Here is a 17,784-nt window from a genome sequence, read left to right on the forward strand (position 1 = left end):
AAAGGAATGATTTATGTTGAATGTACTTGTTACTTTAGATTCTAACTATATTAAACCTTTGAAGGTTATGCTTAAATCGCTTTTTTTAAACAATCAAAAAGAAAGGTTTACAATCTATCTAATGCACTCAAGTCTTACCTCAAATGAGTTAAATGATTTAGATGACTATATTAAAGCTCATGGCAGCCAATTGCAAATCGTAGATATTGATGATAGCTACTTTGTAAATGCACCAACCTTACTTCACTATACTAAAGCTATGTATTACAGATTACTAGCATTTAAGTTTTTGCCTGAGGAGCTTGATCGTATTTTATATTTAGATCCTGATATTTTAGTAATCAATTCAGTTAATGAATTGTATAATACTGATATTAAGAAATATCTATATGCTGCTGCATATCATGATTTAATTCCTATTAAAGAAGTTAATAGGCTAAGACTAAATCAGTACAAGATTGATGCATACTATAATTCTGGAGTACTTTTAATGAACTTAGAAAGACAGAGATTATCTATCGATGAGAATACTATTTTCGAGTTTGTAGAAAAAAATCATTCAAAACTAATCATGCCAGATCAGGATATATTAAATGCTTTATATTCAAAGCAGATAAAAGCCTTAGATGAAAAGCTATACAATTACGATGCAAGATATTATCGTTATTATAAAATGAAGACTAATGGAATATGTGATATGGATTATGTCATAAAAAATACAGTCGTTCTTCATTTCTGTGGTAAAAGAAAGCCGTGGAAAAAGAGCTATAGTGGTAAATTCCATGCATTATATAAGCATTATGAAAAGCTGGCATTATATTAAGTACGATATAAAGGAGATTTTATACAGCGAGCATAATTGGTTTGCAGAATCTACAAAAAGGTCATTTTCCTATGGGGAGGCCTTTTTTTATTTTAATATGTCACAAAAGCTAGCTTTAAACCGTCTTATATATGAAAATGCATTTTCAATAAAATTATAAGGAGGCAGATAAGGTGATTAATATTAGAGACTTCATTAATGGCAGTGAATATGAGTTAGAGCTTGTTATAAAACGATTTACTGTACCTTTAATGAAGTATTGCTATAGTATTCTATGCAATTACAGTGATGCAGAAGATGCAGTTCAAATGACTTTTATCAAGATATATGATAGACGAAAAACATTAAAGAAGGACGAGGCATTTTCATCATTTCTTTACAGAACAGCGTATACTACTTGTATAGATATAATAAGAAAGAGAAAATTTTTAATGATTCCTTTTAAAGAAGAACAAGAAGATAGACTAAACTATATGTCTGAAGAACTTGAAAATGCTTTGAAGAAACTGTCTTTACTTGATAGAGCCTTGATTTATGGAAGAGTAATAGAAGAATATTCATATGAACAATTGTCTATCATTCATGGAAAGTCAGAGGCAAGCTTACGTAAAAGATATCAGCGTGCAAAAGAGAAATTAGCAAAGAATTTAGAAAATGATGAATATAACTATTATATTTATTCAAATAAGGAGGAATCAATATGAATAACCGAGAAGAAATAATTATAAAAAGAGCATATCAATCTATGAAACTACCAGAAATGGATTTTACTGACTCTGTTATGAATAAAATTAGAAATAAAACTTCCAATAAGCCTCAGTCTTATATGAGGATAGCAACTGTTGTAGCTACTATATGTTTAGTGGTTATAATAACATTTAAAGGAACGGCTATTACTACTTTTGCCAAGAATTTGATTGCAAGCTGGAGTTCCAGTATTACTGTGGAAAATGGAACAGTAGGGATTGGAGACAGTATAGATATCATCAAAATAAAGTCAATTGAAGGCTTAGATTATAAAGGACGCAAAAAATATAATTCCTTTGCAGACATTGAGAAAGAACTTGAAGTTGAGTTATTAGAAAGCTCTTTATCTCAAAATACAGGCTCAGAATTGATTTGTTTGGAAGCCTATAGATTAGATACAATTAATGCTGTTCGAATTTTTGCTCCGTATTACATACTAGGAGATATAGAAGATATTGAATACTATGGTGATGATTTTCTACCTGGTGCTTCTTACAAGCCAGGAAGAGAATATTATTCACCAGTGAAAGCAACACTATTTTTTGTGACAAGTGAGGAAAATACCATAAAAGAGGAACGTCGTGCTAGAGGAATTGAATTTAAAGAAACCTATTTAAGCAAAGAGAATGACATTGAAGCATATTTTTTTATAAATAATGAATATTATGATGATTTGAATGGAACAAGAAATGCTTTAATAACTGCTTTATTCGTACATAAGAACGTAAAATACGAACTAGAGGGTATGGTTTCTATTGACACAATGAAGAAGATAATTGATTCATTCAACTAAAATAAAGGAGAATCAAAAATAGGAAAAATAAAATTAAAGAAAAATAGAATATCTAAACCTTTATTAATATAAATAATTACCATGAAAATTTTAATATTAAAGCAAGTTTCAATATATGTGATTCCAATTTATAAACCGGGAATATAATAAATAACAGGATTATTATATTATTTATGAAGTTAACGCAATTAGTTTACATAATACAAAAAAGAAGGTTAATCTCCTAGCGAGAAGACCTTCTTTTTCTTTTCTGAGTATAGTATAGCCTAAAAACACTAAACATACAAGAAATATTTTGAAATAGTAAGAATTATAAAGATTACGTGATATAATAATTTTCTTGTATATTGGTGTCCTATATTTATTGATTACATGAGCTTTATTTTTCTTGATGTATTGTATAGAATTAATATACTGTCATTTCACCGCATGAAGTATTTTAAAGTTTAATTATGAATTATTATAGGAGGTGTAATGTATATGCAGGCTCAGAAGCACCCAGCATTTGATGAGGAAAATGGGTATTTAAAGGATACTTGCCAGTGTATGGATAAGGAGATAGATTATCTTGAAAATGAAATAGAGCAAATGAATAAAGACTTATCAAAGCTGAAAAAATCTGTAGGTGGCAATTATAGTGATGATGTCATTGTGCAAACTACCATTCATGAAACTAATAAGAAAAAACTTAATCAGCTTAAGAGAGCTGAAGGGAAACCCTATTTTGGAAGAGTAGATTTCAAAGACCTTGAAAAGTCTGAATATGAAACATTCTATGTTGGCAAGACTAGCCTAACCAGAAGAAATGATGATAAGATAATAGTTCTTGACTGGAGAGCCCCTATGGCGAGCTTATACTACAGTGGTGAAATAGGAGAGGTAATGTATAACGCGCCTGATGGGCTGATAATAGGGGATTTGAAGCTTAAAAGGCAATATGAGATAGAGAATAAAAAATTAATTAATATTTTTGATAAGGGGCTTACTCCCATGGATGAGTATCTTCAAACTGCATTATGGGAAAAGAAGGATAATAGACTAAGGGATATAGTCAATACCATACAAGGTGAACAAAATGATATAATAAGAGCAGACAAAGGAAAGGTTCTCATAGTGCAGGGAGTAGCAGGTAGTGGAAAAACTACAATTGTATTGCATAGAATAGCATATCTTATGTATACTTACCAAGAGGTATTTGATGCTGAAAAGCTACTTATCATAGTACCTAATAATCTTTTCTTAAACTACATTTCTGATGTACTGCCAGATTTGGGAGTAGAGGAAATAAAACAATCTACTTTTGAAGACCTCGCAATGTCATTATTGAATACCGAATATAAGCTAGTTGACATTGAGACTAAATTTTATCAGCTACTAGACTATCAAAAATTATCAGAAGAATATAGAAAGAAGCTGCAATTTAGCTCATATTTTAAAGGTTCAATGACATTTAAAAATATAATAGATAAATACGTTGCGCATCTGTCTTCAAGCTTTGTTCCCAAAATTGATCTCAAAATAAATGATTTTATCGTATATTCATACGATGAAGTACTTAAAATGTATGAAGAAGACTATAGGTACCTTCCTATTGTATCCCGCTCGAAAAGAATTCGAAAATATATGGAATCAAATGTATCAGATAGGGTTAAGAATATTCAATCAAGGATTACAAAACAATATGATGCTAAAGTAAAGCTTTTAAAGGCTTCTGTAGAAGATATTGAATCCATAAGAAATGAACTTATACAGCTATATGATAAGAGAGATAATATTAATCGTGAATTGGAAGATTCTAAGCATAAGGCTATAAAACAATATTTTGAACAATGGCAGAATCTTGATGTAGGCATGCTGTATAAAACACTATTATCAGATTGCAAAAATTTTAAACTATATACTGATGGTGAATTTCATGATGAAAACCTTGAATTTATCAGTAACTATTCTAGAAATATATTTGATAATGGAATGCTGGAGAGAGAAGATTTAGCTGCGCTATTATATCTGCATTTAAAACTTGAAGGTCTATCTTTAAAAGGGAGATACAACCATATAGTAATAGATGAAGCTCAAGACTATAGTGAACTCCAAATGTATATATTAAGGCAGCTTAGTAGCAATGATTCTTTTACGATAGTGGGAGATATTTCGCAAGGGATACACTCATATAAGGGTATAGGGAATTGGAAAGAGCTGATGGAGGATGTATTTTCAGATTGTGATAAGGAGCTATTGAACTTAAAAATATGTTATCGTTCTACAATGGAGATAATGAATTTTGCCAATGAAGTTATAAAAAAATGGAGAAAAGATAATATTACTCTTGCAGAGCCTGTTTTAAGATCGGGAGATAAGCCTCTTATTATGAAAAAAAATAGTGAGGATGAGATTATAAACGATATTGCATTAAGAATAAAAGAGCTTAAAGGCGAAGGACATAAGTCAATTGCTATAATATGCAAGACTACGCAGGAGAGCATAGATGTATATGAAATATTGAATAAAACTGTAGATGACAGCATAAATATAATTACTCATAAGGATACCTCCTATGGAGGCGGAATAGTGGTGATTCCAACATATCTGTCAAAGGGATTAGAGTTTGATGCAGTCATAGTATTCAACTGTTCAAATGATAATTATATCGCCGATGAACTTCATATTAAACTATTATATGTTTCTATAACAAGGCCTTTGCATAAGCTTCTTATATATTATAAAGATAGGCCGTCAGTTTTACTAGATATCGATAGCAAATATTATCAATAATACTCAGTTCTCAAATAATAAAATTAAATATGCTACACTTTTTATGAAAGTGTAGCATATTTTTTATTATATTATTTTTTTGCAATTTTTAAAATTTTGCTAGTGTATAAGTGCTTTACTTGAATTCAATACCTCACCCATATTTGGGAAAACACATAAATTAACTAGCAGAACAAATTAAATTTAAAAACATATTGTATTCGTATGACAAAAATGATATCCTAATAGTATTAAGATATTAAATAATATTTGTTTGTTAAAGGGGAGTAACTTCCTTAGGGTGATAAAGTCAACAACCGGTAGAGATAATACTGCCTGGCTTTATCCTTTGACATGTCAAAGAAGTAAGACCTTTAGCAATATTTTATCCTTTTAGGATAAGATACTGCTAAGGGTCTTTTTTGTTTGATATTTATTTTATCTAAATTAATTCTGAGGAGGTGGGTAAAATATAAAGTGTGACAAATGAATAGCAAAATCTCTTATGGTAACAACAGGCTTAATACTAAAAAGTAAAAAACAAATTCGTATTTGATAAGGGAGTGTGATTAAATATGTGGTTTTCAAAATCACAGGAGGAAGTACTGAAAGAATTCAGTGTAAATCCAGACACAGGACTGACTACTGAAGAAGCTAATTCCAGGCTTCAGAAGTATGGTGAAAATAAATTAAAAGGTAAACCAAAGAAAAGCTTAATATCATTATTTCTTGCACAGCTTAAAGATATGCTAATCTATGTTCTTTTAGGTGCTACAGTTATAACAATTGCAATTGGAGAATATGGAGATGCTATAATAATTCTTTTAGTTGTAATCCTAAATGCAGTAATAGGAGTGGTGCAGGAATATAAGGCAGGAAAAGCTATTGAGGCACTACAGCAGATGACTACTCCAAAAACTCTCGTAAGACGTGATGGTGAAGTCAAGGAAATAAATTCAGAACAAATAGTACCGGGAGATATTGTTATTATAGATGCTGGTAGATATATACCTGCAGATATTAGGTTAATAGAAAGCGCAAACCTTCAAATAGAGGAATCTGCTTTAACAGGTGAATCTGTGCCTACAGATAAGGAGGCAAATGACATTCATGAAGATCCCAAGACTCCTATAGGTGATAAATCCAATATGGCGTTTATGTCTACTCTTGTTACTTATGGTAGGGGTGAAGGCGTTGTTGTGGCAACAGCAATGGAAACCGAAATGGGTAAAATAGCTAAGATATTAGATGAAGATGATGAAGAAATGACTCCTTTACAAAGAAGACTAGAGGAGCTTGGCAAAATTCTTGGATTTATAGCTATTGGAATTTGTGCACTTATATTTGTAATTGCTTTATTCCAGAGAAGAGATTTATTCAATATGTTCTTAATTGCTATTAGTTTAGCAGTTGCAGCAATTCCAGAAGGGTTAGCTGCTATAGTTGCTATAGTGTTGGCAATTGGAGTTACTAGAATGTCTAAAATTAATGCCATAGTTAAAAAGCTACCAGCAGTTGAGACATTAGGCTCTGTAAATATTATATGCTCAGATAAAACTGGTACCCTTACTCAGAATAAGATGACAGTTGTAAAAAATTATACACTTAATAATATAAAGGATTTACCTACTGTAGAGACTAGCTTTGAGGCTAATAAGGACGAGGCTGAATTAATTAAGACTTTAGTCTTATGTTCAGATGCTACTTATGAAAATGGCGAAAGTACTGGAGATCCTACAGAGGTAGCCTTAGTAGTATTAGGAGATAAATATAAGCTTACAAAAAGGGAATTAAACTTAAAGCATAAAAGAATTGCAGAAAAACCATTTGATTCAGGTAGAAAGCTAATGTCAACCTTAAACAAAGAAGAAGATGGCTTTAGAGTTCATACAAAAGGGGCTATTGATAATATATTAAAGATTTCGACTCATGCCCTTGTAGATGGTAAGGTAGTTCAATTAACTGAAGAAATGAAAACAAAGTACTTAAAAGTAGCAGAGGAAATGTCAGATGATGCGCTTAGGGTACTGGGTGCAGCTTTTAAAGATACAACTGATATAATAAGTCCTGAGGATATGGAAAAAGATTTAACTATCATAGGGTTAGTGGGAATGATAGATCCTCCAAGAATTGAGGTTAAGGATTCTATAAGAGATGCAAAGATCGCAGGTATTACTCCTGTAATGATAACTGGAGACCACAGAAATACAGCTGTTGCAATTGCTAAGGAACTTGGAATTGCAGATTCTATAGAACAGAGCTTGACAGGTGCTGAAATAGATGAGCTATCAGATGAGGAGTTTTCAAAAAGAATTAATGATTATAGAGTATTTGCTAGGGTTTCACCAGAACACAAGGTAAAGATAGTCAAGGCATATAAATCTCACGGAAATATAGTGTCAATGACTGGTGATGGTGTAAATGATGCACCCTCATTAAAATATGCGGATATAGGTGTTGCCATGGGTATAACTGGTACAGATGTTTCTAAGGGTGCTAGTGACATGATACTTACAGATGACAATTTTACTACCATTGTTCATGCTATAGAAGAAGGCAGAAACATTTATAATAATATTAAGAAGGCTGTAATATTTCTTTTATCATGTAATCTAGGAGAAGTTATTACAGTGCTGGCTTCCATCTTATTCCGTTGGCCAGTTCCGCTTCTAGCTCCACAAATATTATGGATAAATCTAATAACTGATACTTTTCCAGCGATTGCACTTGGCGTTGACCCTGGAGATAAGGATGTAATGAAAAAGAAACCAAGGGATCCTAAGGAAAGCTTTTTTGCTGAAGGAGCAGGAGTTAGGGCTGTTATTGGAGGAACACTAATAGGAATACTTACATTGGCAGCTTTTTACTTTGGATTAAGTGAACATGGATATAGCTTGGGATCAGAGAATATACCTGAAAATGTACTAACTTATGCTAGAACTATGTCATTTGTTGTGTTAGCAGCTTCACAGTTATTTTATTCATTAACAATGAGAAACTCAACTAAGTCAATATTTCAAATAGGCTTATTCTCTAACATGTACCTAATAGGTGCTATAATTATAGGATTTATTCTACAGTTTGGTGTTATTTCAGTGCCATTCTTTGCAAATGTATTCGAAGTGCATAATCTAAGCTTAGGAGACTGGGGATTAGTTATAATATTTGCCTTAGTTCCATTAATAGTAAATGAAATAATTAAAGCGTTTATGAGATTAAAGGAGAAGGCATCATAATAATGTATATTTTAAAGCATTACATAAAATAGATTTAATAACAGTTCGTTTCTATATGAAATGAGCTGTTATTTTTTGAAGCTTTGATGCAGATTGTTTTATATTTAGGTTAGAATTCAGGTTAAAATTCAAACATTTACACGGAACATGAGTTCGGGTATAATGTAAGTAGTACTATCTAGGTAAAGGGGTGATATCAATATATCCTTTGCAAGATGTAATTCAATCAAAACAACTAAGTATTATTCATGTAGATATGGATGCTTTTTATGCATCTGTTGAAGAACATGACAATCCAAATCTGAAAGGACTGCCTATTATTGTAGGCGGCATGAGTAATCATGGAATTGTAACTACTGCCAATTACCCTGCCAGAAAATATGGAATACATTCTGCTATGCCTATTTTTATGGCAAAACAGAAATGCCCGAAAGGATGTTTTTTACCTGTAAGAATGGAGAGGTACAAAGAGGTTTCTAGACAGGTTTTTGATATATTATACAAGGTTACCGATTTAGTAGAGCCTTTATCCATTGATGAGGCATACATAGATGTATCAAATATCAATACTAATCCTATAAAAATTGCCGAGGAAATAAAATGGAAGGTAATGGAATCTACTGGATTAACTATATCTATAGGTATTTCGTATAACAAATTTTTAGCTAAGCTTGCATCTGACTGGAATAAGCCTAATGGGATGAAGATAATAACAGAGGATATGATACCAGATATTTTGCTTCCGCTTCCTGTTAAATCTGTATATGGAATAGGGGCAAAATCTACTAAAAAGCTAAACAATATAGGCATCTATACAGTTGAAGATTTAATGAGGCTATCAGAGGAATTTTTAATAGAATTTTTTGGAAAGGCTGGCAGTGAGATATATAATAGGATTCGTGGTATAGATTCTAGAAAAATCAATATAACTCGTGAAAGAAAATCTATAGGGACAGAAAGCACCTTCTCTGATTATACAAAGGATAAAGAAGTTTTAAAAGATTTTTTGCGGAATTTTTCCATTGATTTAGAATCTTCTTTAGAAATGAAAAATCTGCAAGCTAAGACCATAACCTTAAAGATTAAAGATATAAGCTTTAGAACTCGAACTAAGAGCAAGACTTTAAATAACTACATTAATAGCTTTGATGATATTTTTGAAGTTGCTGCCAATCTATTATATGAAATAGAAATAGATCAAGATATTAGGCTAATAGGTCTAACGGCATCAAATCTAGAAACCTTAAAGCTAGAGCAGCTTTCATTGTTTGATTTTTAAAAAGCTTGCATGAGCTTATAGAACTCAGGCAAGCTTTTTATATTAGTTTTATAATATAGTGGAAGTGGAGAAATTCAATTCGTAGAATGTGTGAAGCTATAATACCTAGAATACAGATATTTAAAACCTGGACGAGTTGCCGAATCCATCAAATAAGCAGATCTTGTTGCACCTACTTTTCTATTTCTATTTAGAGCCCTGATTATTCCATTTGCAGAAGATATTCCTATTCCATGACCATAATAGGTTCCATCGCCTAAATCAATAGTATTTTCGCCTTGCCATTCTGGAGTTAGAGGATTTACATCAGGATTTTTAAAATATCTACAGTCTCCGGGAAAGTAATCAACTTCATCAGAATAATAGCCAATATCAAGGTTTTTGTTAATATAGTGCCAATTCATTAGATGTATACTTGAAAACATTGTATTAAAAAGTTCTTCGGGGTATGAATCCAGTACTGCCTTATAAAAGATTATGACCATTGCTGTAGCACATTCTGTGCCATATTTACGTCCATTTACAAATATATCATTTATTGCATCACTAGGCTTCACATTGCTTTTTAACAGAAAACCACCTTCATTGGTACGAGTCCAATAATCTGTATTACAAAAGGATTTTTTGAATACTCTAAATGAGAAATTGCTATTATTGAGCTGTCTAGCAGCATTAATTATACTCATACGTAAATCCAGTTCAAATTTAAGCTGACTCAAGGATTCATAATCGTATATTCCGTTGCTGGAACTCATTGTGGTGATTATATCTCTTTGAATACTGTTTAATGAATATTGATTACTAATATTTTCGGGAGTAACTGGACGTCCTGAAATCCTAATCATTGTGTCCCTCCTATCCCAGTATTTGCATACATGATTTGATAGGGGATTGGATAGGTTATCCATATATTCCACCAGTTCTTATTCATATGGTGCATTCTGTATGAAAATTGTGAGAGAAGATTTTGTGTATTGTAGTCAAGCTTGTTAAATTCACTTAGCAGCATATGTTCTTTATTAGTTAAGTTTTGCATGAAATGACCTGTATTGACAGATACAGGTTTACATAGATATTTAGCTTCTAATATTACCTCATAAGGAATGGGATTACTTGTCAGGTTATAGCTTTCACCAGTATAATGCAAAAACAAACTATTCTCCTCAAACCAATTAACAAAATATGAATATAGCTGTTCGTTACTTAAAAATTCAGCACTATTCATTTCAGGTATAAAGTCTAAGAGCTCACGAGCCATCGTTACATCCTTTGGTTCTGCAGATAATAGCTTATTTGCTATTAAATATAGACTATTGATGTCACATGATTCAAAAAAAGCCCATATTAAGTCGTGATTAAAGCAGCATTTTCTGTGTCTTTCAAATATTAAATCTGCTATTGTAGGTAGATTTTCCTTATCCTTATATATAACTGCCAGTAATATTGCAGTTTTATCTAATACTTCATCAAGTTGATCTTCTGGAATTTCAATTGTACTTCTAGATTCCAATATCCATTTCAAAGCAGAATAAGATAGCTGTACATTATTAACTGATAGGCTTTCATTGCTTGACATGCTATTAATGCCTGAAATGAATTCTTTAATAAATGTCATAGCCGTCTTTTGTATTAAGCTTAAATCCTCCATATAAACATCTCCTTTTTTTATGATAATAGGGGATATATTATATAGTATTGTTTATATGGCAATTGTGTCCTTAGTTAGACTTAGCAAAAAAACAAAAATGGCTATTAAAATATTCCAATAGCCATTTTCTTAGTATAATGCCTTGTTTCAGGTTTTATTATCTGCCAACTGCAGATGGCTTTTCAGTTCACTTTGAGAAAAAGCCTTTTTCGTCAGGTATTCAGAAGTTTACTTCGCCAGTATTACGGTTGATAATGATGTATTCTTGGCCAGCAGAAAATGACATGATATCACCTCCTTATTAGTAGTTTGACCATATTATAGATAAATATAATATTACATTAAATAACTATAGATAAAATCTATAGCAAATAATTAAACGCTTTTCATTTTTATCTTTTATTCAAATCTCATATTTACAAGTGTTAGAAAATTGTCATATAAAAATATTATGTTTGAGGAGCAAATAATATGATGAATATGGAGCATGACATATTTTGAATATATATTTGAAAAACAATATAGAATCAAGATAAGAAACAAAAAATAGATAATGGAATATTCCACTATCTATTTTCTTTAATTAGGATTGGCACCGGAGGCACCATTACTTTTCATAATTTTTTTCATTCCTTCAGTAGCTTCTACAGTTCCATCCTTTGTAACCCATATGGCTTCTACTCCATCAAGGCTATCTACTAATTTGCGACCTTTTTCATAGGGCATTAGAAATACTGTAGTAGACAAAAAATCTGCTAATCCAGAATCCTCTGTGACTACTGTAACAGAGCGGAAATATTCTCCCGGCATAAGAGTTTGAGAGTCAATTAAGTGATGGATAATTTTATCATCAACAACATAATATCTTTGATAATCACCACTAGTTACTACGGAAGAGTTATTGATAAAAATAGTGTCTAGTAATTCTGAGTCATCAGAAAAAATAAACTTCTTAGGGTCTTGTATTCCTATCCCCCAGCGTTCACGAATGCCATCAAGAGGCTTTCCTAAGACACGTACATTTCCTCCTGCACTTATCATTCCAGATTCAAAGCCCTCAGCCATAATTTCCTTTGCAACAATTTCTGTAGCGAAGCCTTTTGCAACGGCTCCTACGTCTAGATTCATTTTTTTATCTTCTAGATATACTGTACTTTTTTCTGTATCAATTATTACTTTATCTATGTCTGTGTAATTATTGGCTTCCAATAGTTCCTCCATAGGAGGTATTTTAGCATTTTCAGGGTCGTATTCTGCTTCTTCTCGGTAGCGGCTCCATATACGAAGAACAGGCCCCATGGCTATATTTGTCTTCCCATCTGTACGCTTATACCAATCCTTAGAAAAAAGAATAAGATCTATTATCTCCTTGTCTACTTTAACTGGCTTTATACCTGCATTGTCATTAATAGTTTTAATATTGTTTATTCCCTCATAGCTGTCATATATATCATACAGATTATGAAGCTCTCGAAACCTTTTGTGAATTTTATCTACATAAGAATCAAATTCCTCTTCATTTTTGGTATAACCTACGACTTGTGTTAAAGTATCAAAGGTATCAAAAAAACTTTCACTATATTTTTGGTAAGGGTTTTTATCTACTTTCTGACAACCACTAACAACAGAGGCAACTAATAATAAAACTAAAAATCCTATAATTATTCTTCTCATAATATCACCCTTGTTAATAATATCAAAATTATATTTACATAGCAATATTCTAATTTGTGTATCTAAGCAAAACTCCTCCAAAATGTTTGGAGGAGTTTGTAAAGTTTAATCTTATTCTATTATTTATTTTGCGTTTGCATAAGATTCTACAACAGATGAGATATAGCCATCAACAGTTACGGTAACAGATGATGTTAATTCTGCTTCATCTGGTCTTGATTCTTTAAGCTTTATAGCTTTGATTTCATTTGCTGTTTTACCAACCATCCATTTTTCAAGTTCAGCTATTTGCTCGAACCATTCCTTGCCAACCTTAGAATTCTTAATCATTCCATATTCTGGTCCTAGTTCAACTTTAGTTTTGAATACACCTGCTTTATCAGTAGTTAATTTACCATCTTTATCAAATTGAACTTTTGTTTGTGCAGTATCGATTATAGTAGCAACTACTTTACCATCTTTGTCAAATGCTGTAGCAGCCATAGTTGTATTAACCTCTGCTGCTGGTAATGTTTCTTGGCCATCTACGTTTGCATATCCTTTTGATTTACTTATAGATATATCATGTCCAAGACCTAGTGTTACTGCTCCTGAATTAGTATCTATTGCATTATTGTATGCTTCTTCAACAGCTGCGATATAGCCATCAACAGTTACGGTAACAGATGATGTTAATTCTGCTTCATCTGGTCTTAATTCGTTAAGCTTCATAGCCTTGATTTCATCTACAGTTTTACCAATCATCCATTTCTCAAGCTCAGCTGCTTGTTCGAACCATTCTTTACCAATCTTCGAATTCTTGACCATTCCATATTCTGGTCCTAATTCAACTTTAGTTTTATTTTCTGCAGCAAAGTCAGAAATAACTTGAAGATCTTTGTCAAATTCTACTTTTGTTTGAGCGGTATCAATAGTTATTTTAACAACTTTACCGTCTTTGTCAAATGCAACAGCAGCCATTACTGTATCAACTTGACCAAGTGGAAGAGTTTCTCCATCTAGATCCTTAGATTTATCTATCGATGTAATATGTCCAAGCCCTATCTTAACTATGTCTGTCTCATCTGCTGGTGTTGAATTATCTTGAGATGAGTTATCTCCTGATGCAGGAGTGTTATCTTTAGGTGTATTGTTAGCAGGTTCTTTTGGTGAACAACCGATTAGCATAGTTGCCATTAAAATAAGTACTAAGAAAATTGAGATTGTTTTTTTCATGTTATTACCTCCACTTATTAATTAAATGTTTTACATAATGATTATAGCATAATTGTTTATAGATAAACGATTTCCGTGAATAAAGGTCATAAGTAAAGCATTTAATTCATATTGTTCATAAATTAACAAAGTATTTTGTACATAAAATTAAAATTACATTCAAAACTTTTTTGCAAAACATATAGCTTATAAAACTTGAAGAATTAAGGATATATGCCTGTTAAGTAAAATAATAAATAAAAAATATAATCCAGAAATCTATTTAAATTACATATAATAGCTTATTTTTCTCTTAAAACTATACATGCTTTCAATGTAAGAAAAAGAATTAAATTGATAGATAAATAACTATCAATTCATGATAATTGGGAAAATGAGGAATTAATTAAACGATATTTATTAATTAATTATCAAGCAATTGCTATTAACTATGGTAATAGATAAAATTATCTGTCAATATTAGAAGGAACTTTTTAAAAAATGTTTAATTTTTAGTATAAAGCTTTGTGTCTAGAAATATGAAGTAGGCAATAAATCATATGAGGAGGGGATAATGATTAAATTAATTGGTATCATAATAGTTATTATTGGATTTGCATTTAAATTTGATCTTATTGGCATACCTTTTGTTATTAAGCTTGGGTTAAATCAAAATGTAATTGGAATACTTGGACTGACATCAGGCTTTTGTGGAACGCTTATGACTCCAATGGCTGCAAATTATAATGTGGTTCCCGTAGCAGTTTTGGAGATGAAGGATCGCTATGGAGTTATAAAAAAACAAATACCAGTTGCGCTTATATTTCAGATAATAATAATGTATATAATGGGAAGATAGGAGTGAGAGATTATATGAAAATACTTGTTACTGCTTTTGATTTTTTTGGAGGAGAAACTGTTAATCCCGCTTATGAGGCTGTAGTTAGAGAACATAAGAGTTAAAGCAGTATAATAACATTTTGTTGTATAGAAGATATCCTTATATCAGCAGCTAAAAGATAGAGGGAGATTTTTTATGCTTATGCTGTTGAAATATTTCGCCTCCCGTAATATAATTTGTTTTAGAGAGTAAAAATTAAAAGGGGGTAGTGCTTTGAGCAAAGAGTTAAAGGCAAGAAAAGATGTGGATCAATTACTTACATGGGACTTATCTGCAATATTTAAAACTGAAGGGGAATTTAATTCTGCTGTAAATGAGGCACAAGAGCTTACAGAGGAAATTGAAGGAAAGTATAAGGGCAGATTGAATTCAGCTACTGTGATTAATGAATGCCTGGATAAAATGAAAAAAGCAGTACAGGTAATTAATCTAACTAGTACATATGCATATTTATCAGTGGCAGTTGACCAAACAAATACTGAAAATCAAGCTAGACAGATGAAGCTATCAAATATTTTTTCTAATCTTAACAGTAGATTAAGCTTTGTAAAAAGCGAGATTATAGAAGCTAGTGAAGATATTATTAATGAAGCCATAGAACAATCTATAGAAAATAGCGGATATTTAAAGGATATAGTGGAAGCTAAAAGGCACGCACTTCACCCTGAGGCTGAAAGAGTATTATCTGCTCTATCTGGGACATTGAATTCTCCATATAGCATATACAATAGAGCGAAGCTTGCAGATATGGATTTTGGAACATTTACTGCAGATGGGAAAGAATATCCTCTAAGCTTTGTATTATTTGAAAATGAATGGGAATTTGAAAACAATCATGAAATAAGAAGAACAGCATTTAAAGCTTTTTCGAATAAACTTAAAGAATATCAGCATACCGTAGCAGCTGCATACCAAGTTCAGGTTCAAAAAGAAAAGACTATGGCGACTCTTAGAGGCTTTGATTCAGTAATAGATAGCTTGTTATTCCATCAGAAGGTAGATAGAGAATTATATAATAGACAAATAGATTTAATCATGGAAAAACTAGCTCCTCATATGAGAAGGTATGTGAAGCTGCTTCGGAAAATTCACAATATTGATGAAATGACTTTTGCTGATTTAAAGCTAGTAGTAGACCCTGATTTTGAACCTGCAATATCAGTAGAAGAATCTAAAAAGTATGTAGAGGAAGCATTATCTGTATTAGGCCAAGACTATTTAGATATGGTTAAAAGAGCCTATAATGAGAGATGGATAGACTTTGTTCAAAACAAGGGAAAATCTACAGGCGCTTTTTGCTCAAGTCCTTATGGAAGTCATCCATTCATACTGATTTCATGGACTGAAAGAATGAGAGAAGTATTTGTATTAGCTCATGAGCTTGGCCATGCTGGACATTTTTATTTGGCTCATCAAAGCCAAAATATATTTGATACTAGGCCATCTCAATATTTTATAGAATCACCATCTACTATGAATGAAATGCTTATGGCAAACTATTTAATGAAGAATAGTGAGGATTTAAGATTTAAGAGATGGGTATTATCCTCTATGATTAGCCGTACCTACTATCATAATTTTGTAACTCATTTATTGGAAGCTGCTTATCAGAGAGAAGTATATAAGATTATTGATGAGGGCGGAAGTGTACAGGCATCAAGGCTTAGTGCATTAAAGAAAACTGTGCTAGAGAAATTCTGGGGAGATACTGTAAACATAATAGATGGAGCAGAGCTTACTTGGATGAGACAGCCTCATTATTATATGGGATTATATCCATATACATATAGTGCTGGATTAACTATTGCTACTGAAGTAAGCAAAAGAATTTTAAATGAAGGACAGTCTGCGCTAGATGATTGGAAGGAAGTACTAAAGGCAGGAGGAACTAAGACACCAGTAGAGCTTGCTAAAATGGCAGGAGTAGATATAACGACAGAGAAGCCGCTGTTAAATACTATAGAGCATATAGGAAATATAATAGATGAAATTATAGAGCTTACAGAAAAATTAGAAGGTATAAGCTTATAAAATAAGACTCAGTTCAGAGGAGAAAATCCTTTATGAACTGAGTTTTTTATTTTCAGCAGATTTTATTATTCTATATGCTTTTATTTTGAATATTTTTTCCCTTATTGTAAATTCTATATACAGGAGGTGTTATTATGTCACAATTAACTCAAAAAGAAAAATATCTATTAGAAGACCAAAAAAGTCAAGAAGAATTATGTGTTAAAAAGTACAATAACTATGCACAACAAACTCAGTGTCCACAGCTAAAGCAGTTATGCCAACAACTAGCTCAGCAAGAGCAGCAGCATCTAAATACTATCAATCAGATACTTAGTGGGCAAACTCCTAGTATGGGTCAGCAACAAGGGCAACAGCAAGGCCAAAAACAAGGTCAGCAAGGCCAACAACAGGGTCAACAAAATTCAAGTATGCAAAGCATGTCGTCATCAGGACAAACAGGAATGACAAATCAACAGGATGCTGACTTATGTACAGACCTTCTATCAACAGAGAAGTATGTTTCTGGAGTATACAATACAGCAATATTTGAGTTTAGAGACCCAAGTATTCGCCAAGCCTTAAATCATATTCAAAAAGAAGAGCAGCAGCATGGGGAACAAATCTTTAACTACATGCAAAGTAAAGGCATGTACAATCCTAAATAAGAACAGAGAAAAAATAGCACATAGTACATCAATTAATGATGAACTATGTGCTATTTTTTT

General features: G+C 31.8%; 13 protein-coding genes. 9 read left to right on the forward strand and 4 right to left on the reverse strand.

The genetic code is table 11. The features are described from left to right. Window positions 1-13 precede the first annotated feature (13 nt). The 6 genes from QO263_RS08895 to QO263_RS08920 all read left to right on the forward strand — a co-directional run bounded on the left by QO263_RS08895 (window position 14) and on the right by QO263_RS08920 (window position 9,629). The gene (locus QO263_RS08895) at window positions 14-823 is read left to right on the forward strand and encodes a glycosyltransferase family 8 protein (RefSeq protein WP_285628994.1); all 810 of its coding nucleotides are present in this window, start codon (window positions 14-16) and stop codon (window positions 821-823) included. A gap of 173 nt (window positions 824-996) precedes the next feature. Continuing rightward, complete coding sequence (locus QO263_RS08900; RefSeq protein WP_285628998.1) at window positions 997-1,527, forward strand: RNA polymerase sigma factor; 531 nt, start codon at window positions 997-999, stop codon at window positions 1,525-1,527. Then, window positions 1,524-2,363, forward strand: coding sequence for a hypothetical protein (locus QO263_RS08905; RefSeq protein WP_285629001.1), 840 nt, complete (start codon window positions 1,524-1,526; stop codon window positions 2,361-2,363). The genes QO263_RS08900 and QO263_RS08905 overlap by 4 nt, the downstream gene beginning before the upstream one ends. Before the next feature lie 480 nt (window positions 2,364-2,843). Then, window positions 2,844-5,135, forward strand: a complete 2,292-nt coding sequence (gene helD, locus QO263_RS08910) for an RNA polymerase recycling motor HelD (protein ID WP_285629003.1) — start codon at window positions 2,844-2,846, stop codon at window positions 5,133-5,135. A 554-nt stretch (window positions 5,136-5,689) separates the two neighbouring features. Further along, a complete protein-coding gene (locus tag QO263_RS08915) occupies window positions 5,690-8,350 on the forward strand; it encodes a cation-translocating P-type ATPase (RefSeq protein ID WP_285629005.1) in 2,661 nt (886 codons plus the stop codon). 208 nt (window positions 8,351-8,558) lie between these two features. Beyond that, window positions 8,559-9,629, forward strand: coding sequence for a DNA polymerase IV (locus tag QO263_RS08920; RefSeq protein ID WP_285629007.1), 1,071 nt, complete (start codon window positions 8,559-8,561; stop codon window positions 9,627-9,629). 74 nt (window positions 9,630-9,703) lie between these two features. On the opposite strand, the gene QO263_RS08925 is transcribed toward QO263_RS08920, so the two are convergent. From QO263_RS08925 to QO263_RS08940, 4 genes are all read right to left on the reverse strand, one after another. Beyond that, window positions 9,704-10,474, reverse strand: a complete 771-nt coding sequence (locus QO263_RS08925) for a protein-glutamine gamma-glutamyltransferase (protein ID WP_285629009.1) — start codon at window positions 10,472-10,474, stop codon at window positions 9,704-9,706. Beyond that, on the reverse strand, window positions 10,471-11,277 hold the full coding sequence (locus QO263_RS08930; RefSeq protein ID WP_285629011.1) for a hypothetical protein: 807 nt from the start codon (window positions 11,275-11,277) through the stop codon (window positions 10,471-10,473). The genes QO263_RS08925 and QO263_RS08930 overlap by 4 nt, the downstream gene beginning before the upstream one ends. Before the next feature lie 579 nt (window positions 11,278-11,856). Beyond that, the gene (locus QO263_RS08935; RefSeq protein WP_285629013.1) at window positions 11,857-12,951 is read right to left on the reverse strand and encodes an FAD:protein FMN transferase; all 1,095 of its coding nucleotides are present in this window, start codon (window positions 12,949-12,951) and stop codon (window positions 11,857-11,859) included. 123 nt (window positions 12,952-13,074) lie between these two features. Continuing rightward, a complete protein-coding gene (locus QO263_RS08940; protein WP_285629014.1) occupies window positions 13,075-14,166 on the reverse strand; it encodes a hypothetical protein in 1,092 nt (363 codons plus the stop codon). Window positions 14,167-14,719: 553 nt separating this feature from the next. Between QO263_RS08940 and QO263_RS08945 the strand changes: the two genes are divergently transcribed. From QO263_RS08945 to QO263_RS08955, 3 genes are all read left to right on the forward strand, one after another. Beyond that, complete coding sequence (locus QO263_RS08945; protein ID WP_285629015.1) at window positions 14,720-15,004, forward strand: 5-oxoproline transporter, DUF979 family subunit; 285 nt, start codon at window positions 14,720-14,722, stop codon at window positions 15,002-15,004. Between the two features lie 255 nt (window positions 15,005-15,259). Beyond that, the gene (gene pepF, locus QO263_RS08950; protein ID WP_285629017.1) at window positions 15,260-17,077 is read left to right on the forward strand and encodes an oligoendopeptidase F; all 1,818 of its coding nucleotides are present in this window, start codon (window positions 15,260-15,262) and stop codon (window positions 17,075-17,077) included. 134 nt (window positions 17,078-17,211) lie between these two features. Continuing rightward, window positions 17,212-17,724, forward strand: coding sequence for a spore coat protein (locus QO263_RS08955; RefSeq protein ID WP_285629019.1), 513 nt, complete (start codon window positions 17,212-17,214; stop codon window positions 17,722-17,724). The last annotated feature ends 60 nt before the right edge of the window (window positions 17,725-17,784 follow it).

Source organism: Proteiniborus sp. MB09-C3 (genome assembly GCF_030263895.1).
GTDB lineage: Bacteria > Bacillota > Clostridia > Tissierellales > Proteiniboraceae > Proteiniborus.